Below are 21,209 nucleotides of genomic sequence, written 5' to 3' on the forward strand. Positions count from 1 at the left end.
CCGGGCGCGACCGCATGTGGACTTTTGCCCCGCCATTTTGTCGAATTCCGGGCACTCAAGCGCGATGGTACGGATGCCCTGAAAGAATGGTCGCGGCGCGATAGAGCTGCTCGCCGAGCATGATGCGCACCATCTGGTGCGGCCAGGTGGCGGCACCGAACGAGATCAGCATTTGCGCCTCGTTGCGCAGCGCCTCGTCATGACCGTCTGGGCCACCGATGGCGATCATCAGCCCGCGCTGGCCGCCATCGCGCAGCGATGCGATCTTGTCGGCGAATTGTTGTGATGAGAGGTTCTTGCCGCGCTCGTCGAGCAGGATCAGTGCCGTTCCGGACACCATCTGGGCGCGCAGCCTGTCGGCTTCCTCACGCCGCCGTTCGTCGACATTCTGCGCCCGGCTTTCGGCAATCTCGGCGACCCCTGAAAAATCGAGGCCAAGCGGCCCGCCGCTTTTCGAGAACCGGTCGAGATAGCGGTCGGCAAGCTCCTTCTCGGGGCCGGCTTTCATCCGGCCCACGGCATGTATCGCGACCTTCATCCCTGTCGTCTAACGGTTCAATGAACCGTTTCTTCCTCGAGATCCGGTGCCTGCCACATCTTTTCGATGTTGTAGAACTCGCGGATCTCGGGCCGGAAGACGTGCACGATGACATCACCGGAATCGATGAGCACCCAGTCGGCGCCCGACATGCCCTCGACGCGGGGCGTGCCGAGACCGGCATCCTTCAGCGCCTTGAGGAGATGATCGGCTACCGCCGCGACATGACGGTGCGACCGGCCCGAGGCTACGACCATGTAGTCGCCCAGACTCGATTTCCCCTGAATGTCGATGGAGACGATGTCTTCGGCCTTGGAGTCTTCCAGACTGGCAAGGACTGTCTTGATGGCGCGGGCAACGGCGTCGATTTCGCCTATCCCGGCCGGCGAAGGCAGGATTTCCGCCCTCTTCCGAAGTGCTGTTCTCAGTGTCTTTCCTTTCCGACAGGAACAACCAAATCACCCTGAACTCGGGTAACACCAGTTAGATAGGCAGAGTTGGGGTACAGTTTCAAGACAAGGGCCAACAAGTTGATCTCCCAAGGCCGGCCGTGCACCACTTTCCCTACGGATCGACAGACGGCGGCAACTGCGCGGACATCGGCGAAAAGCTGCCCGCTTCACCCGCCGGTACGGCGCGGCTGATGCGGAGCCGCCACAGGACGAACGCCGTGAACAAGGCAGCTATCACGACCGCCACGTGCATGAAGGCCTGGGTGCCGTAGATCGCGGTCAGCACGGTGCCAAGGCCGGGCACGACGAAACCTGACAGCGACCAGGCGAACAGCATGCTGCTCGACAGCGCCACCAGGTCGTCCTTGTGGGCCCGGTCGCTGGCATGCGCGCTCGACAGCGAATAGATTGATTCGCTCGCTCCACTCCACACGACATAGATCGCAACCATGATCGGCAGGGCGCTACCGTCGAAACGGCTTGCGGCAAGGCCGCCGATCACCACCAGCAGTCCGGCTGCCACCAGAACATGACGCCGGTCGGTGCGGTCGGAAATCCAGCCGAACGGGATCTGGAACAACAGCGTGCCGAGCGGCATGGCAAACAACAGCGTCGCCACCTCCTGCTGGCTGAAGCCGCTGGCCGTCGCATGGATCGGTGCGAAACCGGTGACCAGCATCGACACGCCGCCGACGGCCAGCATGCCGGCGACGCCGACGGGCGAGATGCGCCAGGCACGGGCCAGGGCGACCGAAGCCGCCTGCGGCGCCGGCGGCTGGCGCAGGCGTGTGAGCCCCACCGGCAGGATGGAAATCGCATTGAAGGCGATGCCAAGCAGCGCCGCATCTGCGCCAGAGATGTCGACGAAGCGCAGCAGGAACGAACCGACGCCCAGGCCGACGACGTAGGCGACATAGAAGATCGCCATGACCCGGCCGCGAATGTTGTTGCCCACGGCATCGTTGAGCCAACTCTGCGCGACGATGAACAGTCCGCATATGGCAAAGCCGTAGAGCACCCGCGCCGCGATCCAAACGACAGGATATGTGCCCGCCCCTATCGCCACGTTGGACAGCACAATCAGCGCGGAAAACACCATGTAGGCCCTTGCATGGCCGACGCGGCGGACCAGCATGCCGGTGAGCAGGCAGCCGGCGAGACCGCCGGCCGACAGGCCGGTCAGGATCGAGCCTGCCCAGGTCGGCGCATAACCCGCCGCTCCGAGGCTGATGGGAATGTAACCGAACATCAGCCCGTTGCCGACGGCAACCAGCGCCATCGCCAGGATCACGCCGGCAACGGCTATGGCCGGCGTCTGTTCGCCCTCATCTACCGCAACCGCAACATCGTCCCGCTGATCCATGTACCAAGTCTCGCCTGCCTGTGGCATTTACGCAGCTGCAATTGCGACATGGACGGCGCTGGCTTGGCCGATATAGCGGGCTGGATCAAAGGCCGGCGGCCCGCGTTTTGCCATCGACATCGGCGCAAAAAGAGCGCTGGCAGCAAGCGCGATCAAATGGACCGCCCCGCAAGCGGGCATATCGGGGGCATCCTTGTGCCGGAAAGACCAATGACCCCTGTTCAGAAAGCCATCTGGTTCATCGAAAGCCACTATTCCAGCGACATCGGGCTCGACGAGATAGCCGCCATCGGGGGTGTCTCGCGCTTTCACATGTCCCGCGCCTTCGGGGCCGCCACCGGCCATTCGATCATGGGCTACATCAGGGCCCGCCGCCTGACCGACGCGGCGCTTTCGCTGGCCAAGGGAGCGCCCGACATATTGGCGGTCGCGCTCGACGCCGGTTACGGCTCGCACGAGGCGTTCACCCGGGCCTTCCGCGACCGCTTCGGGCAGACGCCCGAGGACGTGCGCGCCAATGGCACCGTTCCCCAACCCGAATATGTGGAGCATCTCAAGATGGACGAAACCTTTGTCGAAAACCTTGCCCCGTCGCGCTTTGTCGACGGCGGCGCCTTGCTCATCGCCGGCTTCAGTGAGCGCTACACCAGCGAAACGAGCCACGGCATACCTGCGCTGTGGCAGCGTTTCGGACCGCATTTCGGCAGCGTTCCCGGCCAGAAGGGCATGGTCGGCTACGGCGTCTGCTGCAATTTCGACGACGACAGTTTCGAATACATCGCCGGCGTCGAGGTCTCCGACTTCTCCGGCCTGACGTCGGAATACGGCCGCCTCCGCATCGCGCCGCAGCGCTATGCCGTGTTCGCCACCACCGACCACATCTCGATGATCCGGCGCATCACCCACACCGTCTGGAGCAAGTGGCTACCAAGTTCCGGACATCAGGCCGCCGACGGCCCGAACTTCGAGCTCTACCCCGAGAGCTTCGACCCGGAGACGGGTCATGGCGGCTACGAGCTCTGGATCCCGATCAAGACTTAGTTGACAACGCCGTCTATTGTGATCACATATCGAGATCACTTAACTGGCCGACCTGACGGAAATTCATGTCTCCTTGCTGGGAGAAAGCATGACTTGTGCTGTCTGGCTGCGCGAACGTGAGGGAGTGGGGGAGAAATGTTGTTACCGGAACTGCGAAAACTGCTGGGCATTCTTTTGTTCGGTGCGGCACTTGCCGCCGGAACGGCGAATGCACAGATCAACTCGGATATCCGTGTCATCAAGGTGACGGACTACATGTTGGCGTTCTACGATGGCAGACCGTCGACGCCACCCAAAACTGGAGGAACTGAGAATTGGGCTGACAGCGGGTCCATGGATCTCGGCGTAGCGACCTATGCGATCTATCGCGGTGACGAAGCCCTGGTGTGGGATACGTTTCCGACCATGCAGCAGTCGAAATGGGTTCGCGACCATCTTGAGCAGATGGGAATCAAGCGGATCACCGTCGTGAACAGCCACTACCATCTCGATCATATCGGCGGTAACGGCACATATGCGAATGCCCCCATCATCGCGAGCAAGGGGACGCTGGAGAGCCTCCTTGAAAAGCGGGCGGCCATCGAAAGCGGAAATCTCTGGGGGCCGCCCGCTATCCTGCCCCTCGTTCTTCCCAACAAGGTGTTCGAAGGAAAGATGGAAGTCATGGTCGGCGACGTGAAGGTCGAACTTCACAATGTCGACATACATACGCCGGACAGCCTGGTGGCCTTCCTTCCTGCCGACAAGATCCTACTTGCCGGAGATACTATGGAGGACACGCTGGTGTATATTTCTACGCCAGCTAGCGTGCCCGCTCAGATCGACAATCTCGAAGCATTGAAGCAATTCGGGATCGCCCGCATCTACCCCAACCATGGGAACATCGACGTAATCGAGAAGGGCGGTTACGACGACACTCTGATCGACGCCACGAAAATCTACCTGCGGAATATGACTCTGAGAGCCAAGGACGCCGATTTTCTAACGATGCCGCTGGAGACGGCTGTCGAGGAGTCCCTTACGAAGGGATGGATAAGCGTGTGGGAGCCTTATAGGCACGTCCACCAGTCCAATCTGGAGAGTCTCCAAGAGTACTACAAGGATCGGCCGCTGCCGACCCTCCGGGACTAGGGTCAAGACCTAGGCTTGTCCTTGGCCGTGCCGTTCCGCAGCGCCGTCGACGACAGCAGCGAACGCGGCCCGTGGATGAAGGTCCAGGCCGGGGCCTTCATTCGCGCCAGGCGTGGCGCGTCGCCCTCGTCCACGCGCGCATAGTCGAAGGTCTTGGCGACCGCCGACGACAGGAACGACAGCGTCGCCCCCGGCCGGTCGATGACCGCGATCGGAAAGGTCATGACGATCTGCCGCCAGCGCTGCCAGCGGTGGAAATCGCGCAGATTGTCGGCCCCCATGATCCAGACGAAATCGACGCCCGGATTTCGCGCCTTGATCAGCGCCAGCGTGTCGGCGGTGTAGCGCACATTGTGCCTCGCCTCGAAGGCGGTGACCTTGATGCGCGGGTCTTTGGCGATCTGCTCCGACAGTTCGATCCGCCTTGCCAGCGGCGCAAGTTCGCGCGTGCTTTTCAGCGGATTGCCCGGGGTGACGATCCACCACAGCTGGTCGAGCTGCAGGCGGCGCATGGCGATTTCGGCGACGAGGCCATGGCCGGCATGCGGCGGATTGAACGAGCCGCCGAACAGCCCGACCTGCATGCCCTTCATCGCATGCGGCATGCGCAGGTATTTTTGGGGAACTGGCGGCTCCAGGGGGGAGAGCATGATGCTAGGCGCCCCCCTTGAGGGGGAGATGCCCGGCAGGGCAGAGGGGGGTGATTGCGCGCAAAGCCGTCACACCAGCCCGATGCTTTCCGTCACGGCCTGAGCTGGCCGGTGCCGCGCACGCGGTACTTGAACGAGGTCAGCTGCTCGACGCCGACCGGCCCTCGCGCATGCATCTTGCCGGTGGCGATGCCGATCTCGGCACCCATGCCGAACTCGCCGCCGTCGGCGAACTGCGTCGAGGCGTTGTGCAGCAGGATCGCCGAGTCGATTTCGTTGAAGAAGCGCTCCACGGCCTTGGCATCCTCGGCGACGAGCGCCTCGGTGTGGTGCGAGGAAAACGTCTCGATATGCTCGATGGCGCCGGCAACGCCGTCGACAAGCTTCACCGAGATGATGGCGTCGAGATACTCGGTCACCCAATCTGCATCGGTCGCCGGCTTGGCATCATTGAAAGCAGCCAGGACCTCCTCGTCGGCATGGATTTCGCAACCCGCCTTGCGCAGCGCTTCCAGCACCGGCACCAGATGGGTCGCGGCAACCGCGCGATCGACAAGCAGGGTCTCGGCCGCGCCGCAAATGCCGGTGCGCCGCATCTTGGCGTTGACGGCAATGCCCACCGCCATGTCGAGCTTGGCCGACTTGTCGATGTAGAGATGGCAGATGCCTTCGAGATGGGCGAACACCGGCACCCGCGCCTCGTTCTGGACGCGCTCGACAAGGCTCTTGCCGCCGCGCGGGATGATGACGTCGAGATTGCCCGACAGGCCCTTCAGTATCTCGCCGACCGCGGCACGGTCTGCCACCGGCACCAACTGGATCGCATCCTCGGGCAGCTTGGCCGCCTTCAGCCCCTCGACCAGGCAGGCATGGATCGCCAGCGACGAATTGAGCGAATCCGAGCCGCCGCGCAGGATTACCGCATTGCCGGCCTTGAGGCAGAGCGCGCCGGCATCGGCAGTCACGTTGGGACGGCTCTCGTAGATCACGCCGATGACGCCGAGCGGCGTGCGCACGCGCTCGATATGCAGCCCGTTGGGGCGGTCCCATTCAGCAATCACTTCGCCGACGGGATCCCTGAGGTCGGCAATGGCGCGGATGCCGTCGGCCATGTCGCGAATACGGCCCGGCGTCAGCTTCAGCCGGTCCATGAACGAGCCGCTCAGCCCGGCCTCCTCGCCATTCTTCACGTCGATGGCGTTGGCGTCGAGGATGTCCTCCTGACGGCGCAGGATAGCGTCGGCCATGCCGATCAGGGCGGCATGCTTGCGTTCGGCACTGGCGATGGCGAGTGGGCGGGCGGCAGCACGGGCCTTGCGCCCGATCTCAGTCATCAGCCGCGTCGTATCTCCGCTCTCATGCGCCTTCAGCATGTCCTACCCTTCCGCTTGCACCACAACCGCATCCGCGTGGCTGACAACGAGATCGTCGCGATGGACCATCGCAGAACGCGCCTCGTAGCCAAGCACGGTTTCGATTTCCGCCGTTTTCAGTCCAGCGATCCTTACGGCATCCGCTGCGTCATAGGCAACCAGCCCGCGCGCGATCTCGCGCCCCTCGGGCGCCAGGATGGCCACCGTATCGCCGCGCGAGAAATTACCGCTGACCAGCTTCACGCCCGCCGGCAGCAGCGACTTTCCGGACAATAGCGCACCAACAGCACCGGCATCGACCGTCAGTCGGCCTGCCGGCTCGAGCTGGCCTGCGATCCAGGTCTTGTAACCCTTCACCGGATTGCCGCTCGGGCGGAAATAGGTGGCGCGCTCGCCGCGCTCGATCGCCATCAGCGGCGACAGCCGCGTGCCGGCGGTGATGATCATCGCCGTGCCTGCGGCGGTGGCGATCTTGCCGGCGTCGAGCTTGGTGCGCATGCCGCCGCGCGACAGCTCGGAGGCTGCGGCACCGGCCATCGCCTCGATGTCGGGCGTGATGCGATCGACGACCGGAATGAACCTGGCGTTCGGATCATGCGCCGGCGGCGCGGTGTAGAGCCCGTCGATGTCGGACAAAAGCACCAGCAGGTCGGCGCCCATCATGGTCGCCATGCGTGCAGCCAGCCGGTCGTTGTCGCCGTAGCGGATCTCGGTGGTGGCGACCGTGTCGTTCTCGTTGATGACGGGCACGGCCTTCATCTTGAGCAGCGTCGAGATGGTGGCGCGTGCATTGAGATAGCGCCGGCGTTCCTCGGTGTCGCCGAGCGTCACCAGGATCTGGCCCGACTTCAGCCCCTTGCGCCCGAGCTCTTCCGCCCATGCGCTGGACAGTGCGATCTGGCCGACGGCCGCCGCCGCCTGGCTCTCCTCGAGCTTCAGCGCCCGCTTGCCGAGGCCCAGTATGGTACGGCCTAGCGCGATGGCGCCCGAGGACACCACCAGCACGTCGGCGCCTCGTTCTGCAAGCGTCGCAATGTCATCAGCCATCGAGGCCAGCCATTCGCGTTTGAGGCCGGTCGAACGGTCAACCAGCAGCGCTGAGCCGATCTTGACGGTGATGCGCTTGTAGGTCCGCAGCGAAGGGATCGTCATGTCGGTCGGCCTATTTCGTCCAGCGCGCATCAGAAGGTGCGACATCGCCGCTTGCCAGGCGGGCTTCCTCGACGACGCTCATCAGCGCCCGCAGCGTCTCCTCGACGCCCTCGCGCGTGACCGCCGACAGCAGGATCGGTGCGCGGCCGGCAGCGCGCTTCAGCGAAGCGATCTTCTTCTTGCGCTCGTCCGGGTCGAGCGTGTCGACCTGGGAAAGCGCCACGATCTCGATCTTGTCGGTCAGCCCATGGCCATAGGCCTCAAGCTCGCCGCGCACCACCTTGTAGGCCTTGCCCGGGTTTTCTTCCTGCGCCGAAACCAGATGCAGCAGCACGCGCGTGCGCTCGACATGGCCGAGGAAGCGGTCGCCGATGCCGACACCCTCATGGGCGCCCTCGATCAGGCCGGGAATGTCGGCGATGACGAACTCGCGCGCGTCGATGCGCGCGACTCCGAGGCCCGGATGCAGCGTGGTGAACGGATAGTCGGCGATCTTGGGCTTGGCCGCGGTGACGGAAGCGAGGAAGGTCGACTTGCCGGCATTGGGCAGGCCGACGAGGCCTGCATCGGCGATCAGCTTGAGCCTGAGCCAGACCCACATCTCCTGGCCTTCAAGGCCGGGATTGGCACGCCGCGGCGCCTGGTTGGTCGAGGTCTTGAAGTGCTGGTTGCCGAAGCCGCCATTGCCGCCCTTGGCCAGCAGGTAGCGCTGGCCGACCTGGGTCAGGTCGCAGATCAGCGTCTCATTGTCTTCTTCATAGACCTGCGTGCCGACGGGCACCTTCAGGATGATGTCGGAGCCCTTGGCGCCGGTCATGTTGCGGCCCATGCCGTGCACGCCGGTCTGCGCCTTGAAATGCTGCTGGTAGCGATAGTCGATCAGCGTGTTCAGACCGTCCACCACCTCCAGCCAGACATCGCCACCACGGCCGCCGTCGCCGCCGTCCGGGCCACCGAATTCGATGAATTTTTCGCGCCGGAACGACACTGCGCCCGCGCCGCCATTGCCGGAGCGGATGTAAACCTTGGCCTGATCGAGAAATTTCATCGGACTCTTCGTCTTCTGCTGCTATTTCGTTGTTTCAGCGCACTTGCCATAGCGCAAGGCGCGGCGAAGGGCGAGAGCGGATTGGGCGCGGAGCCGCGCACGGAAAGGAAGTAGATGAAACTGGTCACCTACAACACCCAATATGGTGTCGGTCGCGACGGACGCTACGACCTCGGGCGCATTGCCGCCGTGGTCGAAGGTGCCGACATCGTCGCGCTGCAGGAGGTGACCCGCAATTTCATGCGCAACAATGGCGCCGACATGGTCGAAGGGTTGGCAAGGCTGCTGCCCGACTACTTTCATGTTTACGGCGTCGCCATGGACATCGACTTCGGCATGGTCGGCGACGACGGCAAGCCGGCAAACAAACGGCTGCAGTTCGGCAACATGGTGCTGTCGCGCTGGCCGATCGTGGCGTCGCGCAACCTGCTTCTGCCGCGCAGCCGGCGCTTGAGCCGCGGCAACCTGCAGCGCGCGGCGCTGGAAGCGCTCGTCATGGCGCCGTCCGGTCCGTTGCGCGTCTATTCGGTGCATCTCGACCACGTCAATCTCGAAGAGAGGGTTGCGCAGATCCGCCACCTCAAGGAGCGGGTCTACGCCTATCCAATGGAAGGCGGCGCCATCTCGGGCGCTGTCGAATATGGCTTCCCCGAGCTCCCCTGCCCGGAAGAATTCATATTGATGGGCGACTTCAACATGGTCCCCAGCTCACCCGAGCATGTCGTCATGGCCGGCGCGCCCGACCCGGTGGAGGGCGCCCAGATCGTCGCCCACCACCCTGTCGACGCCTATGCGCTGGCAGGCGGCGTTCCGGACGGATCGGTCTCCTGGACCGACACGACCCATCCGGAAAAATCCCGCCTCATCGACTACGCCTTCGTCCAGGCCGGGCTCGCCGCCAGGGTCAAATCCATCCGCATCGACAAAGATGCGCAAGGCTCCGACCACCAGCCGGTGTGGCTCGAACTGGCCTAGCGCTCACCTCAGCTGCGCGCCCACGACCTGAGGCTCGCCCAGGTCTTGCGGTCGAGGCGGTAGCGCTCGACCGGCACCTGGCCGGCGACGATCGAGTTCAGCATGCCCTGCCCGGCATACTGGAAGCCGCACTTGTGGATGACGCGGCGCGACGCCGGATTGATGACCCGGCACGAGACGTTGAGCACGTTGACGCCGGTCGCACGGAAGGCGAGATCGACCAGCGCGTGCGCCGCCTCGGTGGCGTAGCCATGCTTCCAGTAGGGTTCGCCGATCCAGTAGCCGAGTTCGAGGCCGCGGTCGGTGTAGTTGAGCCCGGCCGAACCGACGAAGGCACCGGTGTCGGCAAGCGTGATCGCATAGACCACGCCACCGCGCTGGCCGCGCGCCATCGACAGGAAGGCACGCGCTTCGGCTTCACCATAGGGGTGCGGCATGCGCGACAGCATTTCGGCGACATGCCGGTTGTCGGCAAGCTGCACCAGCTCGGGGACGTCGTCCTCGTGCGGCGGCCGCAGCACCAGCCGTTCGGTCAGCAGTATCGGGCAGTCGATCGACAGTCTTTCGTCTTCGACGTCGTCCTTCTCGGCAACCATGTCAAATATCCTCCAGGAAATGAAAAAGGGGAGATGGCGACCCATCTCCCCTGATCCTTTTCCTGGCTTGGCCAGACACCGGTTCCCGAGATGGGGCGCCGGTGTTGTAGTGCGGAACCGGCTACTCCGCGGCCTTGAGAATCGGATTAACCGATACGTAGGTTCGGCCATTGGCTTTTTTATTGAAGGTCACGGCGCCGGCTTCGAGCGCAAAAAGGGTGTGATCCTTGCCCATGCCGACGTTGACGCCGGGATGCCAGGTGGTGCCGCGTTGACGAACGATAATGTTGCCGGGAATCACGGCTTCGCTGCCGAACTTCTTGACGCCAAGGCGCTTGGATTCTGAATCGCGACCGTTGCGCGACGAACCGCCAGCTTTTTTATGTGCCATGGATGTTCTCCTTCAGTCGCTCTGATTACTCTGATTCCGCGACGGCTGCAGCCTTTTTCGGCGCTGCCTTCTTCGCGGGCTTCTCTGCGGCGTCTTCGGCCACGGCATCGATCTTGGCTGCCGCCTTCTTCGAAGGCTTCGCACCGCCCGTCAGGATCTCGGCGATCCGGACAGTGGTCAGGTGCTGGCGATGGCCGCGCGAACGGCGCGAGTTCTGGCGACGACGCTTCTTGAAGGCGATGACGGTCTTGGCGCGGCCCTGCTCGACCACTTCCGCCGTCACCACGGCGCCGGCCACGAAGGGCGCGCCGATCTCTGCGTTGTCGCCTTCGCCGACGGCGAGCACTTCGACGAATTCAACGGTATCGCCAGCGACGCCGACGAGCTTCTCGATCTTGATCACATCATTGGCGGCAACGCGATACTGCTTGCCGCCCGTTTTGATGACTGCGAACATTTTATGCCTTTCGCTGTTCGGTCGACCTTGTTGAACCACTTGAAGCGGTCCCGGCCGTCTTTTTGTCAGTCGTTACGGGTTCAAAACAAACGGCGCAGAGAATCCTCCACGCCGAATGCAGGGCGTCCCGTAACCGAAGGTTGCTATCGAGTCAAGGCAAACAGGCCGGAAAATGGCCCTCCGGCGGCATAGCACGGCTGATCCCGATATGGCATCACCGAGAATGCCACCTTTTGGATACGCGCTCGAACCGCAAGGAACAAGCCAACCGGGCACCCCTGGAACCGGTGCGGGCGAGACTTTAGACCGACTTACGCCGCCACTGTCGCCAGATTGCCCGGACATCTGACGCAGCGTCTTGCGGGCCAATTCGGAGCCACCGGAAAAGACGCGCGACGACAGTCATATTTGGCCTTGTGCGACAGGCGATGAGCCGCTATCTAGTGCGCCGCGCCGGCAACGGCCGATCACGACCGCGGAGAGGTGGCAGAGTGGTCGAATGCACCGCACTCGAAATGCGGCATGGGTGCAAGCCCATCGGGGGTTCGAATCCCTCCCTCTCCGCCATCGCCTCAAAACGCCTGATAAATCTGCACAATCAGTAACTTAGTGGAACGGCCGATTTGGATTGTGTCCCAGCGCTGTGTCCCAAAATTTATTCCACTCCCGCCTTTAGTGTCGCCGCAGCCCTTCCGGCCTTCTTGTCGAGCAGCGTGCGCATGCTTGCCGTGAATGACTTCGCAGCGCCCTTAGTTATCGCGACCTGCGTAGCGAGAAAGATCAATATTGCACGGACCTCCATCGACAACTCTAGGCAGCGCTCATCGGTCTCAGCATGGAGACCTTCACTTAGCGTTTCGTGGAGAGTCTTTAGTGGGTTCATACCATCCGGTCGGAGGATCGGTGGAAGCAGGTCTTTCACAAGCTCTATTTTCTCCGCAGTAATGCGCGTCTTTGCAGCTTGCTCCAGCACCTCAAGGTAATGAGTGCGCTCGTCGACCGCGATCAGGTCGGCAATCTCGCTCAAAAGTTCATCTATGATTTCTTCCACTATTCGCCGGTAGTATGCGAAGGCTCCTATCCCGTACCCCTGCGACTCCGAAATCAGTGCTCGCCTAAGATATTGCTTGTGATCCCCCAGGAGCTTTTCTACTGCGGCATCGCCGGAGACATCCCAGGGCGGGTACTGACCGATCTTAATTACTGCCGCGCCGTCATCAACGAACATTACGATGAAGTAGACCTCAAATTCCTGACAACCAACGCATCGGTACATAAGTCTATAAGGTCGACTGTGAACTTCCATTGTAGAGTTTTGGCCAACAATGTCCCAATAGTTATTTGTCATAACAAAGGTTTGCTCTGAAGCGCACTCAGGGCAATGCCGCTTTATTGTCGGCTTTTTGATCTGACCCATGGAATAGGGTTTTTCGACCCTTTTCTTCCTAAACAACGGAAAGGTCTCTAGAAGCTCGCGGTCCGGCATCGCTTGTCACTTTTCTTCCAGCTAAGATACGGCCCCTGTAGCCACTCTGCCCAATACCCTCATTACCTGAGTAGCAGACCACTTGCCACCGCGTGAAGTCTTGGCCCCCATGTCATTCATCGTGTCGGCTATGGCGGTGAGGGTCTGTCCGGCCTGTCGCAATGGGCCGATGATCTTCATGGCCTTCTCTGCTTCGGCCTTCGCCTTCCTCTGTATCGCCTCATTGCGCTTCATGGTCTTGTCCCGGAGGCCGCCCAATTGGACCCCCCGCTCCTTGGCCGCCTTCAAAGCCGCCTTGGTGCGCTCCGATATAAACTTGCGTTCCTGCTCCGCGAGGGCCGCATAGAGATGGAGTTGGAAGGGGTCCGCGTTCGGCATCTGGGCCACCCGGAGCCGGACCTTCTTGTCCTTGATGAGGGTGGCTATGAAGGCCACGTCGCGGCTGAGGCGGTCCAATTTGGCGACTAGTAGCTCCGCCCCCGTCGCCCGCACTAGCTTGATGGCCTCCGCCAATTGGGGCCTGTCGTCGCTGCCCCCGGAGAGCAGGTCCTGGAAGCGCCCTATGACCTCCCACGGGACCTCCGAGAACGTCTCCAGGTAAATGCCGATGTCCCGCTCCTGGGCCTCCAGGCCTAGCCCGCTGCGGCCCTGCTCCTCAGTGCTGACCCGTGTGTAGACTACGTACTGCTTCATGGCCTTGGCCCTTGGTTTGCGGCATCAAGGGGAGTCTAGGCGGCGATATTACAAATGTCAACGAAGGTTGTGACTGTAAAAAGCAATTGATGGAGGGGTGCCGCGTCTCGGTAGGCAGGGCATGGGGCCGCAGCCCCAGCAAGATCGTAACGTCCAAACCTAGAGGGGTGGCACGGGGGGAAGCGCATCCACTGTCACGTATATTGGAGCATTCGCGTGGCGGACCCATTGCGACGATCCGGCAGAGGCAGCTAGTAGCTTCCAGCGGCAACATAAGAGCGGCGGTCGGGATGCGGGACAACAAGCTTGCGGCATTTGGTGGCGGGACCATCATCGGTATGCTCGGGGGGATGATCGGCTTGGGCGGGGCGGAGTTCCGATTGCCCTTACTCATTGGGGCCTTTCGATTCGGAGCGCTTGAGGCCGTCATCCTCAATAAGGCCATGAGCCTCGTGGTGGTTGCTACGGCGTTGCCTTTTAGGGCGCGTTCTGTGCCTCTCATTGAGGTAGCCGCACAATGGCCTGTGATCTTGAACCTGCTTGCAGGTAGCCTCCTGGGCGCATGGTTCGGCGCGGGGTGGGCGACAAGGCTCAAGTCGGGGACGCTCTACCGCATCATCGCTATTTTGCTGATCGTCATCGCGGTGGTCCTTGTATTCGGCCACGATCCCTCCTCAGCCGGGAGCCCGCTCCTCCAGGGCGTGCCCCTCTTGGTCGCGGGGGCACTTGCGGGGTTCTGCATTGGCGTCGTGGCGTCTCTCCTCGGGGTCGCAGGTGGGGAGTTGCTTATTCCCACGCTAGTCCTGCTGTTCGGGGCCGACATCAAGCTGGCTGGAAGCTTGTCCCTGGCTGTCAGCTTGCCGACAATGCTGGTTGGGTTTGCCCGCTACAGCCGAGACCAAAGCTTTACCGTGCTAGGCCGGAACCGTGAGTTTGTCCTCGTGATGGCTTTGGGCTCAATCCTCGGGACGTTCTTGGGTGGGCAACTTCTAGGGCTTGTATCGTCCAGTCTCCTCCTCCCTGTCCTAGCGCTAATCCTCGTGGTCTCGGCCTTCAAGGTGTGGCAGCACCGCTAGTCGGACCGGTCGTCCTCGCCTCCCTCAACACCTGGAGCCACACCTACGGGCCTTGCGGGACATCCCGTGTTGAGACCCCAAGCTTCCCCGGCACAAGATGGCCTGAGGTGGGCTTGATGGGGGCCTGTGGCGGGAGACCCCTGGTAGGCGTGAGGGGGTGGCCTGAGGAGACGTGGCGGGGTCGGGCGGGACTTCCGTTTGGGGAGTGACTGGGAGGAGCCTCCTGGTTGGGGCAGCTTCGCCCCCTTCCTCCCCTACATAATGCCGGTACACATGGCAGTCACTTTGAGCACTAGACCCAGCGAAGAGGCCGGGGGTCTTGCCCCAGGTCCTGGCCTATGGGCGCCATCTGGTAGCAGGGCCGATGATGGCGAGGATCGCGGCCCGCTCCCTTCCCCTTAAGCCACACCTCAGGCCTTTAGCAGCGACTTAATGCAGCCAAGGCCTTAAGCCACACCATAAGCCTTTAGCAGCGAGTTATTTGGTCTAGGCCGCCAGCGCCTTCTCCTCGACGGGCAGCACAAAGCCTACAATCCTGGCCGACTCCTCGTGCATGGCGGCAAGGGCGGCGGCCTTGTGGCGCTGGGAAACCAAGAGGCAGTCATGAAGGGGTAACGCGGCCACGCCCTCGCGGATCAGACGTAGGAGCACGGCCACCAGAATGCTGCTCTCGGTGTGCGCCAATGTCGCCCCGATGCCGGAGCCAAACAGTGGTGCAATGGCAGGATGATGGGCCGCAACTGCCTCCTCCACGCGGCGGGCCGTCCAGCCTACCGGCAGCAAGTCCCGAAGCTCCCCAGAGAGGCGCTCCATAGGGCCGCTGCGGAAGAACAGGGACGCCATGGCCTTCTTGACGCCCGCGCGATGCTCCTCAAGCCCCGCGACCGCGTAGGGGTCTCCTTGTGGCAGTGGGACCCCGTTTAGCGCGTAGGCAAGCTGCACATAGGCCGCCTTGTAGTCCAACTCGGCAAGGCGCTCCCCGTCGATGGTGAGGCCCGCCCGCTTCTCGCGCCGAACATGCTGCCAGTGCCCCCGAAACAAGCGCCCATGCCGGTGGAACGTGTGGGGAGCATCCCCGGTCTCGATGAGGAAGATGCGGACTAGGTGGATGGGCTCCTGCCTCTCCCCGTCCAGCCTAATGTCCGCTGCATTAAGCGCCGCGTTGATGGTCGCCATCTCGGCCCGCAGTCGGTCGGCCTCGGGGTTATCCCGGTAGTTGATAAGAAGCTTAGGCCGTCTCCTCCCCACGTCCGCCTTGAGGATGATCGTCTCGCCTCCCGGTGCTCGGTCGATCTGCTCTAGGGACGCCCCCGCGTAGGCTAGCATCGACCGGAGCCCCTCGGTCGGCGTGATCGTCGTCCTGAGCTTCCTGGAGACCCCCGGATAAAGGAGGACAAGGCCATGCGACTCCATCTCGCGAACGGCCTGGAGGAGCGGCTCACGGGGGAGGTCCGGCCTGTCGTATCGCGTCATGGCCTGCTTATCGGCGGAGATGGCCAGCCGGTGGTCCTTGGGGTGGCGGAGGGTGAGGAGCGTGAGGTTGGCAAGAAGATTCCGAACGATGGCCTTGCGGCGCTCGGCGGCGTCTCCTCTGGGCTTCCTGGAGGTAGGGCCTCGTGCGGCCTCAAGCTGCTGCCAGATGTCTACTGCGAGGACGGCGAGAGGTGATCCCGAGTGGGTGGTGATCCAGGGGTCATGTTGGCTGGCTGGGCTCGGTGCCTGTTCTGAGTCGTCCTCCTGGCCATCGTCTTTCAGGCCCTTTCTCCCTCCACCGGATGACTCGTCAACGTGCCTCAAGCACGTTTCCCGGCGTGAGCGATGGCCCCGACCTCCGCCACCGCTCCGCTGTCCAGGAGGGGCCGCACGGTATCCTCCAGCTTCTCCCCAAGCATACGCATGTAAGCCCCCTGCGCTCGGGGGTAACGTGAGGATGGGGGCCACACGGTGTTCCCTGGGAAGTGCGTACCGCTAGCGCCTGTGAGCCTCTTGGCGAGCTTGGCAGTCTGCATGAAGCGGAAGGCAGGGGAGCCCGGAGGCCCTTTCTCGGCCACGGCGGCAAGGGAGGTGAGGACTATCTCTAGTAGCTGCCCCCCGGTCTTGCCCGCGTCTCGTATCTTGGCGAGCTGGATGCGGCACTTCTCCTTAGGCGGTCGGCTCCGCATGTAGGTGGCCGACTCCGCCCTCCCGGAGATTGCCAGAAGCCAATCCAGCTCCACCACGGCCTGCCGAACGTCGCGCCTGTCGGCATGGACTTGAAGCCACCTTCTGGCTGCCCTGCGGTAAGGTAACAGGGCGGCTCGGTCGAAGGATTTGGCGGTGGAGTGGCCATGCGCCCGTATATGCTCGGTGTGGGTTCGGCAGTAGTTGATGGAGAGGCCTCGCTGGTCGGCCCGCTGTGTCAGACGCCTGCACGATGGCACGAGGCAGAACTCGCCGGGGTCTTGCGGTGCCTCCTTAGCGCGGCGCTTTACATCGACGGCTTGGGTTCGGCGGCGGGCTCTAGAGGTCATAGAAGTCTGGCCCCCGTAGGTCGTTCCTCATGGCTTCCATGGGGTCATACTCCTCGTCCAACCAGTCGGACACGTAGCGGACGGTCTCCCGGTGCCCGGCTTCCGGGACCTCGGAGTAGTCGTCTTTGAGCGGATCGGGGTCGTAGTGCTCGGCGGCTGCCAACTCCTCGGCCTCCTTAACCTCCGCCTCCTCCTCCAACGCCACGATGAAATCCTCCGTGACGCTGGAGGTTAGGGCTTGTGGAGCAATCCGAATGAGGACTGTGAGGATGTCGGTGACGCTGCTCGCGCCCTGGGTCTCTCGGCGCAACTGTCGCAGTTCGGCATCGGTGAGTCGTCCTAGTGGCACGGAGCGCAGCTCGTCTGCGGAGATGGTCCATCCAAGGCTCCTAGCTATGAAGCACGGTCGGCAACGCCCCGTCCGGCATACCATCCGCCCGCAGTCAGCCTCGCGGCACGTTTGCACGGCGGTCATTTGGTTGCTCCTAATGCGTCCAGGAGTTCACGCGCTCCAGGCTGGCCCTCGCCCCGCTTCGCGCGGTTCACCAGGAAGGCTCCACGGGCGTCCCTCTGGCGGGCTTTGACCATCGGTTGTAGCTCCTTGTTCTCCTGGAGGAAGGCTCTTTTGGCGGCCTCGCGATACTCCTGGACCGCCCTAGCAAGGACAAAGAGGCGCGTTCCCTTCACGTCGCTGTCACCATCCGCACGGTCCTGGTAGCCCGCCGATTTGATGATCTTGGTGAGTGTGGCCTTGAGGCTCGGGCGGGCGAAGGGACCATGCGGCGGCAACTTCGCGGAAAGCTCCTGGAGCCGGTCGTAGGCATTCCGCCCCGCATTGGGTCCCTCCGTGAAGGTGACGTCCCTGAGGTCTAGACCTTCAAAGGCGAAGCTCGGCTTTCCGATGCCCTTGCCGGTCTCAAGGATGATGCGGTTGTGCTCGGCCTCCACGATGTCCGACTCCTCGTCTGATGTGAGCCCAATCCTCCGCGCCACCGGCTCCCCGAACACGTCCCGCACTGGAGGCAGCGTCTCCGAGTATCCGGGCATGGACTTGAGGAGGGTCTCAATGAAGCCGTTGGCCTCCCTGAGGTATGGGTCCTGGTTGGCGTATCCCCGGACGGCCGATGAGAACGGGATAAGGTTGCTCGCCGTGTTCGCTAACCACTTCTCGCCCCGCCTCCCCGGCTCGCTGAGGGCCTGGACTGCCTGATTGAGGTTGGCGAGGAATGTCCTGTCGGTGAAGTTCTTGGCGAGCGCGTATCCAAGGGCGGCTATGCCGAGTTCCTGGTCCTCATCCGTATCGTCAGGGTCGTTCCGCATGGCCTCCACTAGGGTTGCGGTCATGGCGAACACCATGCCAACCGGGTCGGCTCGGCCCATCGGGATAAACCGCTTGCCGCCATCCTCATCCTCCAGGACGTAGCTGAAGGGCTGCCATCCGGTTGCGGTGAGTTGCTGCTTGAGGTCTGGCCTGGAGGGTCCCGGTCCAGTGATCTTGCCGTCCAGCGCCATCGTCGCGGCGAGACCCATGAAGATGCCGCCTAGGGCCATCTGCCCCACGGCCTGCGCCTGGGCTTCCGTTCCGTTGGCTCCCATGAGGGCGTCCCGGAACTCGCGCTGGAGGAGATTGAGGCCGGGCGTCATCTTCTGCCCGTAGCGCAAGACGTTGATCGGGGTCTTGACGAATGGAAGCACGAAATGGAGGAGCGGATGGCGGGAGCGGACTTGTTGGATGGTGGCTCCCACGCTGCCGGGGAATAGCTCTTGTTGGAATGTGGCTGTCTGGGCCTCCAGGAGCGCTCGCTGGTTCAACGCTTGCCCGGTGGCAGGGTCTATCGCCTTCTCCATCGCCTCGGCCACGTAGTCCCTGAACGGTTGCCCGGTGAGGCCCCGCGTCTCGGCCTGCATGGCAGCTTCAGCCTGGACCACGGCGCGATAGCGAAGCGTCTTGAAGAACTCGTCGGCAGCTCCAAGACTCCTGGTGGGGAGGCCGATAAGGTTGCGGTAGTTGGCAGCGGCGAAACCGTTCTCAACGAGGTCCATGAGGTTCCGGGTAGGCTTCCACTTGATGGGCTTCTGAGTGACGGTCGCGGCCCCGGCCTGGAAGAACTCGGTATTGTGGGGGCTTAGGATGGAGTCACCCCGCATGAAGGCGTCCACCATGACCGTCCACCCGTCGCCTAAGGCCCCGACCGTGTAGGCGTACTCCTTGATGGCCTGCTTACGGATGAAGTTCCCGGACTGCCCTCCAACGGCGAAGGACCCTAGGAGCTTCTCGGTAGGTCTACCTGCGATCATGAGGGCGCTGCTGGTCAGGTTCATGATGTGGGTTGGGTGGAGCCACAGGAGGTTATTCTGAAGGAGGAAGGTCCCCTCATTGATGGCGCGGCGGAAGAAACCTGGGTTGACGGTCTTGGCGAGGAGCTTGGGGTCGCCCCTGGTGGCATAGAGGAGGTCGGCAAGCTGAGTGGCGTCCAGGCTGTCCACCTTGGCGAGGTCCTCGGGGGTGAGCTTGAAGCCGCCCCGCATGCGTCGCAAGGCCCGCCCGCTGTTGGAGGAGATGGCCTTGGCGTTGGCCATTAGGTTCATGGCCGCCTTGACCTGAGCCCGGAGCGCTTCGGCGGCTTTGGCAGCATCCCCGCCCCAATCGTCCAGGAGGCCGTTCCGAATCCTTGTGGCGGTGCCGTAAGCGTCCTGCCCCATCGCGTTGGATAGCAGATAGGCGGCGTCCATCTTGGAGACCATGGAGGCGGCCCCTGCCCCGGCCTCGCTGATCTGTCCAAGGACTAGCAGGGGGTCATCGCCAAAGTGTTTGGCAATTTCCTGGACGCGGGCGCTGACGGCGGCGTCGGTAAGGATCGCTCCGCCCTTGGCCTCATCCATCTGGCCCTTGAGCGCGGCAGCGGCGTTGTCGAGAAAGGTCTGGACCTCCTCCGGGCCGGTTAGCTTCTGCCACGGGAGGCGGCCCTTAGCGAGCACTGCGCCCGCCTCGTTGGCGGCTTCCCTAGAGCCGTACTGCGCGATGGCCTTCAGGTCGTCATCGGTGCCTTTAAGGGCCGCCGCGACGGTCTCCGGTGTGACCTCAAACGGTGGCGGTGTGGTCGACTTCGCGCCTGGGGACTCCGGGCTGGCCTGGGAAGGGTGGGCGGCTGCCTCGCTATCCACGCCTTTGACTCCAGGAGCAGCGCTAGGAGTCCTCTCAGGGTTGATCGGTACGGCGGTGCCATCTGGGGCCGTTGCTGCTGGAGGGGTCTCTACGGCTCCGCCTGGGGCTGTGCGCTGGTCGGTCAAGCTCAAGGTTCCGCTGCGGCTAGTGGCGCGGTACTGCTCCAAATCGGCAAACTGCTCGGCGGCCTTCTCGGTCTCGCCCATGCGGAGGAGCTTGAGGCCCTTTGCTGCGGCTCCCAAGATCCCGGCAACGGCGAAATCCAAGCCAATGCCCTCCAGAGCGTTCTTGAGCCTTCCCTCCGCGTCGGTGTCTCTGGAGTCGGACTTGAGGTAGGCCGTCACGGGGTTCCTGAGGCTAGGGTATGTCTCGATGAGGTCGCTGAGCCGCTCCTCGTGCGGGTCGATCACAACGCCCCCAGCTAGCGCTCCTCGTGCAATCTCAAAGCCGGCCTTTGCCTTGGCTCCACCTTGGAGGAGCTTCACGGGGGCGAGGACCTTCCCGGCTCCGATGAGACCAACGGCAAACTGGTTGATGCTGGAGGTGATGGCGTTGATGGGTGACTCGTTGTTGAGGTCCTTGGTCATCCCCTCGATGGACTTGCGAATGCCACTTTTGTCGGCCTCAGCTGGCTCTCCCACTAGGAAGTCCTTGGTCTCGAACACGGCGGCGGCCATGCCTCCAAACTCGGACTTCTTCACGTCCACGTATTTCGCGAGGAGGCCTTTCTCTGAGCGGCGGTCGGCCCCGGCTGCGAGATCACGGGCGGCCTGCTCGTTTGCGGCTTGCCTGGCTGCAAGCTTGGCGTCGGCCCGGATGTAGGCCTGGCGGATGCGCTGCTTCTCGGCTTCGGCGGCTGCATCGGGTGGCGTGTTGGCGGTCGGCGTGATGGGGTCCACTTGGTGGCTCCTGCGGGTGAGGGTGAGGTGAGAGCCCCGGCCATGCGGAAGCGCCTCCAAGGTCACAGAGGACAAGGAGGGTTGGGCAGGCGTGGGGATGTGGGGGTGGCAGCGATCAAGAGCGGCGGCTCGCGCTTGGCGCTATCTAGTACGAGGGTAATTCAGTCAGCTTGGGACGGTGTGGCGCGGCGGCTGGCTTATCAAGTACGCGC

General features: G+C 63.1%; 19 protein-coding genes and 1 tRNA gene. 5 read left to right on the forward strand and 15 right to left on the reverse strand.

The genetic code is table 11. The features are described 5' to 3' along the window. Positions 1-55: 55 nt before the first annotated feature. From rlmH to WHT83_RS02495, 3 genes are all read right to left on the reverse strand, one after another. Positions 56-538 carry a 23S rRNA (pseudouridine(1915)-N(3))-methyltransferase RlmH gene (gene rlmH / locus WHT83_RS02485; protein WP_108606452.1) on the reverse strand — a complete coding sequence of 161 codons (483 nt, stop codon included), beginning with the start codon at positions 536-538 and terminating at the stop codon, positions 56-58. Positions 539-555: 17 nt separating this feature from the next. Beyond that, a complete protein-coding gene (rsfS, locus tag WHT83_RS02490) occupies positions 556-933 on the reverse strand; it encodes a ribosome silencing factor (RefSeq protein ID WP_108606451.1) in 378 nt (125 codons plus the stop codon). A gap of 169 nt (positions 934-1,102) precedes the next feature. Next, positions 1,103-2,353 (reverse strand): MFS transporter, encoded by a 1,251-nt coding sequence (locus tag WHT83_RS02495; RefSeq protein ID WP_406872869.1) that lies wholly within the window; start codon positions 2,351-2,353, stop codon positions 1,103-1,105. A 210-nt stretch (positions 2,354-2,563) separates the two neighbouring features. Between WHT83_RS02495 and WHT83_RS02500 the strand changes: the two genes are divergently transcribed. Both WHT83_RS02500 and WHT83_RS02505 read left to right on the forward strand, forming a co-directional pair. Beyond that, positions 2,564-3,394 (forward strand): effector binding domain-containing protein, encoded by an 831-nt coding sequence (locus WHT83_RS02500; RefSeq protein ID WP_406872870.1) that lies wholly within the window; start codon positions 2,564-2,566, stop codon positions 3,392-3,394. A gap of 135 nt (positions 3,395-3,529) precedes the next feature. Beyond that, a complete protein-coding gene (locus WHT83_RS02505) occupies positions 3,530-4,525 on the forward strand; it encodes an MBL fold metallo-hydrolase (RefSeq protein WP_406872871.1) in 996 nt (331 codons plus the stop codon). A 2-nt stretch (positions 4,526-4,527) separates the two neighbouring features. Here the strand turns inward: WHT83_RS02505 and WHT83_RS02510 are convergent, their stop codons facing one another. The 4 genes from WHT83_RS02510 to obgE form a co-directional block, all read right to left on the reverse strand. Continuing rightward, positions 4,528-5,175: a nicotinate-nucleotide adenylyltransferase gene (locus WHT83_RS02510; protein WP_406872872.1), complete on the reverse strand. Its 648-nt coding sequence runs from the start codon at positions 5,173-5,175 to the stop codon at positions 4,528-4,530. 92 nt (positions 5,176-5,267) lie between these two features. Next, the gene (locus WHT83_RS02515; RefSeq protein WP_406872873.1) at positions 5,268-6,548 is read right to left on the reverse strand and encodes a glutamate-5-semialdehyde dehydrogenase; all 1,281 of its coding nucleotides are present in this window, start codon (positions 6,546-6,548) and stop codon (positions 5,268-5,270) included. A 3-nt stretch (positions 6,549-6,551) separates the two neighbouring features. Continuing rightward, entirely contained in the window at positions 6,552-7,694 is a 1,143-nt protein-coding gene (gene proB / locus WHT83_RS02520; RefSeq protein WP_406873912.1) for a glutamate 5-kinase, read from the reverse strand. 16 nt (positions 7,695-7,710) lie between these two features. After that, entirely contained in the window at positions 7,711-8,748 is a 1,038-nt protein-coding gene (gene obgE, locus WHT83_RS02525) for a GTPase ObgE (protein ID WP_108606445.1), read from the reverse strand. A gap of 114 nt (positions 8,749-8,862) precedes the next feature. Between obgE and WHT83_RS02530 the strand changes: the two genes are divergently transcribed. Continuing rightward, positions 8,863-9,723 (forward strand): endonuclease/exonuclease/phosphatase family protein, encoded by an 861-nt coding sequence (locus tag WHT83_RS02530; protein WP_406872874.1) that lies wholly within the window; start codon positions 8,863-8,865, stop codon positions 9,721-9,723. Positions 9,724-9,731: 8 nt separating this feature from the next. Here WHT83_RS02530 and WHT83_RS02535 read toward each other — a convergent pair whose 3' ends face one another. The 3 genes from WHT83_RS02535 to rplU all read right to left on the reverse strand — a co-directional run bounded on the left by WHT83_RS02535 (position 9,732) and on the right by rplU (position 11,167). Then, positions 9,732-10,319 carry a GNAT family N-acetyltransferase gene (locus WHT83_RS02535; RefSeq protein WP_406872875.1) on the reverse strand — a complete coding sequence of 196 codons (588 nt, stop codon included), beginning with the start codon at positions 10,317-10,319 and terminating at the stop codon, positions 9,732-9,734. Positions 10,320-10,440: 121 nt separating this feature from the next. Continuing rightward, on the reverse strand, positions 10,441-10,710 hold the full coding sequence (gene rpmA, locus WHT83_RS02540; RefSeq protein WP_108606442.1) for a 50S ribosomal protein L27: 270 nt from the start codon (positions 10,708-10,710) through the stop codon (positions 10,441-10,443). A 25-nt stretch (positions 10,711-10,735) separates the two neighbouring features. After that, a complete protein-coding gene (gene rplU / locus WHT83_RS02545) occupies positions 10,736-11,167 on the reverse strand; it encodes a 50S ribosomal protein L21 (RefSeq protein ID WP_108606441.1) in 432 nt (143 codons plus the stop codon). 477 nt (positions 11,168-11,644) lie between these two features. On the opposite strand from rplU, the gene WHT83_RS02550 reads away from it, so the two are divergent. After that, positions 11,645-11,734, forward strand: a tRNA-Ser gene (locus tag WHT83_RS02550). Between the two features lie 88 nt (positions 11,735-11,822). Here WHT83_RS02550 and WHT83_RS02555 read toward each other — a convergent pair. After that, the gene (locus tag WHT83_RS02555; protein WP_406872876.1) at positions 11,823-12,653 is read right to left on the reverse strand and encodes a hypothetical protein; all 831 of its coding nucleotides are present in this window, start codon (positions 12,651-12,653) and stop codon (positions 11,823-11,825) included. 21 nt (positions 12,654-12,674) lie between these two features. Next, the gene (locus WHT83_RS02560) at positions 12,675-13,346 is read right to left on the reverse strand and encodes a recombinase family protein (RefSeq protein ID WP_406872877.1); all 672 of its coding nucleotides are present in this window, start codon (positions 13,344-13,346) and stop codon (positions 12,675-12,677) included. Between the two features lie 290 nt (positions 13,347-13,636). Here WHT83_RS02560 and WHT83_RS02565 point away from each other — a divergent pair, with 290 nt between their 5' ends. Then, on the forward strand, positions 13,637-14,422 hold the full coding sequence (locus WHT83_RS02565) for a TSUP family transporter (RefSeq protein WP_406872878.1): 786 nt from the start codon (positions 13,637-13,639) through the stop codon (positions 14,420-14,422). A 486-nt stretch (positions 14,423-14,908) separates the two neighbouring features. On the opposite strand, the gene WHT83_RS02570 is transcribed toward WHT83_RS02565, so the two are convergent. From WHT83_RS02570 to WHT83_RS02580, 3 genes are all read right to left on the reverse strand, one after another. After that, positions 14,909-16,219 (reverse strand): hypothetical protein, encoded by a 1,311-nt coding sequence (locus WHT83_RS02570; protein ID WP_406872879.1) that lies wholly within the window; start codon positions 16,217-16,219, stop codon positions 14,909-14,911. 702 nt (positions 16,220-16,921) lie between these two features. Further along, complete coding sequence (locus tag WHT83_RS02575) at positions 16,922-17,407, reverse strand: hypothetical protein (RefSeq protein ID WP_406872880.1); 486 nt, start codon at positions 17,405-17,407, stop codon at positions 16,922-16,924. Beyond that, positions 17,404-20,997 (reverse strand): hypothetical protein, encoded by a 3,594-nt coding sequence (locus WHT83_RS02580; protein WP_406872881.1) that lies wholly within the window; start codon positions 20,995-20,997, stop codon positions 17,404-17,406. Before WHT83_RS02580 ends, WHT83_RS02575 begins: the two co-directional genes overlap by 4 nt. Positions 20,998-21,209: the final 212 nt, after the last annotated feature.

Origin of the sequence: Aminobacter sp. P9b (assembly GCF_045345995.1) — a bacterium.
In the GTDB taxonomy this organism is placed as follows: Bacteria; Pseudomonadota; Alphaproteobacteria; order Rhizobiales; family Rhizobiaceae; genus Aminobacter; species Aminobacter niigataensis.

Excerpts from the sequence above, each read along its gene's own strand:
- rlmH (WP_108606452.1), bottom strand. The coding sequence starts at position 538 with ATGAAGGTCGCGATACATGCCGTGGGCCGGATGAAAGCCGGCCCCGAG.
- WHT83_RS02495 (WP_406872869.1), bottom strand. The coding sequence starts at position 2,353 with ATGGATCAGCGGGACGATGTTGCGGTTGCGGTAGATGAGGGCGAACAG.
- WHT83_RS02500 (WP_406872870.1), top strand. The coding sequence starts at position 2,564 with ATGACCCCTGTTCAGAAAGCCATCTGGTTCATCGAAAGCCACTATTCC.
- WHT83_RS02505 (WP_406872871.1), top strand. The coding sequence starts at position 3,530 with ATGTTGTTACCGGAACTGCGAAAACTGCTGGGCATTCTTTTGTTCGGT.
- WHT83_RS02510 (WP_406872872.1), bottom strand. The coding sequence starts at position 5,175 with ATGCTCTCCCCCCTGGAGCCGCCAGTTCCCCAAAAATACCTGCGCATG.
- WHT83_RS02515 (WP_406872873.1), bottom strand. The coding sequence starts at position 6,548 with ATGCTGAAGGCGCATGAGAGCGGAGATACGACGCGGCTGATGACTGAG.
- obgE (WP_108606445.1), bottom strand. The coding sequence starts at position 8,748 with ATGAAATTTCTCGATCAGGCCAAGGTTTACATCCGCTCCGGCAATGGC.
- WHT83_RS02530 (WP_406872874.1), top strand. The coding sequence starts at position 8,863 with ATGAAACTGGTCACCTACAACACCCAATATGGTGTCGGTCGCGACGGA.
- WHT83_RS02535 (WP_406872875.1), bottom strand. The coding sequence starts at position 10,319 with ATGGTTGCCGAGAAGGACGACGTCGAAGACGAAAGACTGTCGATCGAC.
- rpmA (WP_108606442.1), bottom strand. The coding sequence starts at position 10,710 with ATGGCACATAAAAAAGCTGGCGGTTCGTCGCGCAACGGTCGCGATTCA.
- rplU (WP_108606441.1), bottom strand. The coding sequence starts at position 11,167 with ATGTTCGCAGTCATCAAAACGGGCGGCAAGCAGTATCGCGTTGCCGCC.
- WHT83_RS02555 (WP_406872876.1), bottom strand. The coding sequence starts at position 12,653 with ATGCCGGACCGCGAGCTTCTAGAGACCTTTCCGTTGTTTAGGAAGAAA.
- WHT83_RS02560 (WP_406872877.1), bottom strand. The coding sequence starts at position 13,346 with ATGAAGCAGTACGTAGTCTACACACGGGTCAGCACTGAGGAGCAGGGC.
- WHT83_RS02565 (WP_406872878.1), top strand. The coding sequence starts at position 13,637 with ATGCGGGACAACAAGCTTGCGGCATTTGGTGGCGGGACCATCATCGGT.
- WHT83_RS02575 (WP_406872880.1), bottom strand. The coding sequence starts at position 17,407 with ATGACCGCCGTGCAAACGTGCCGCGAGGCTGACTGCGGGCGGATGGTA.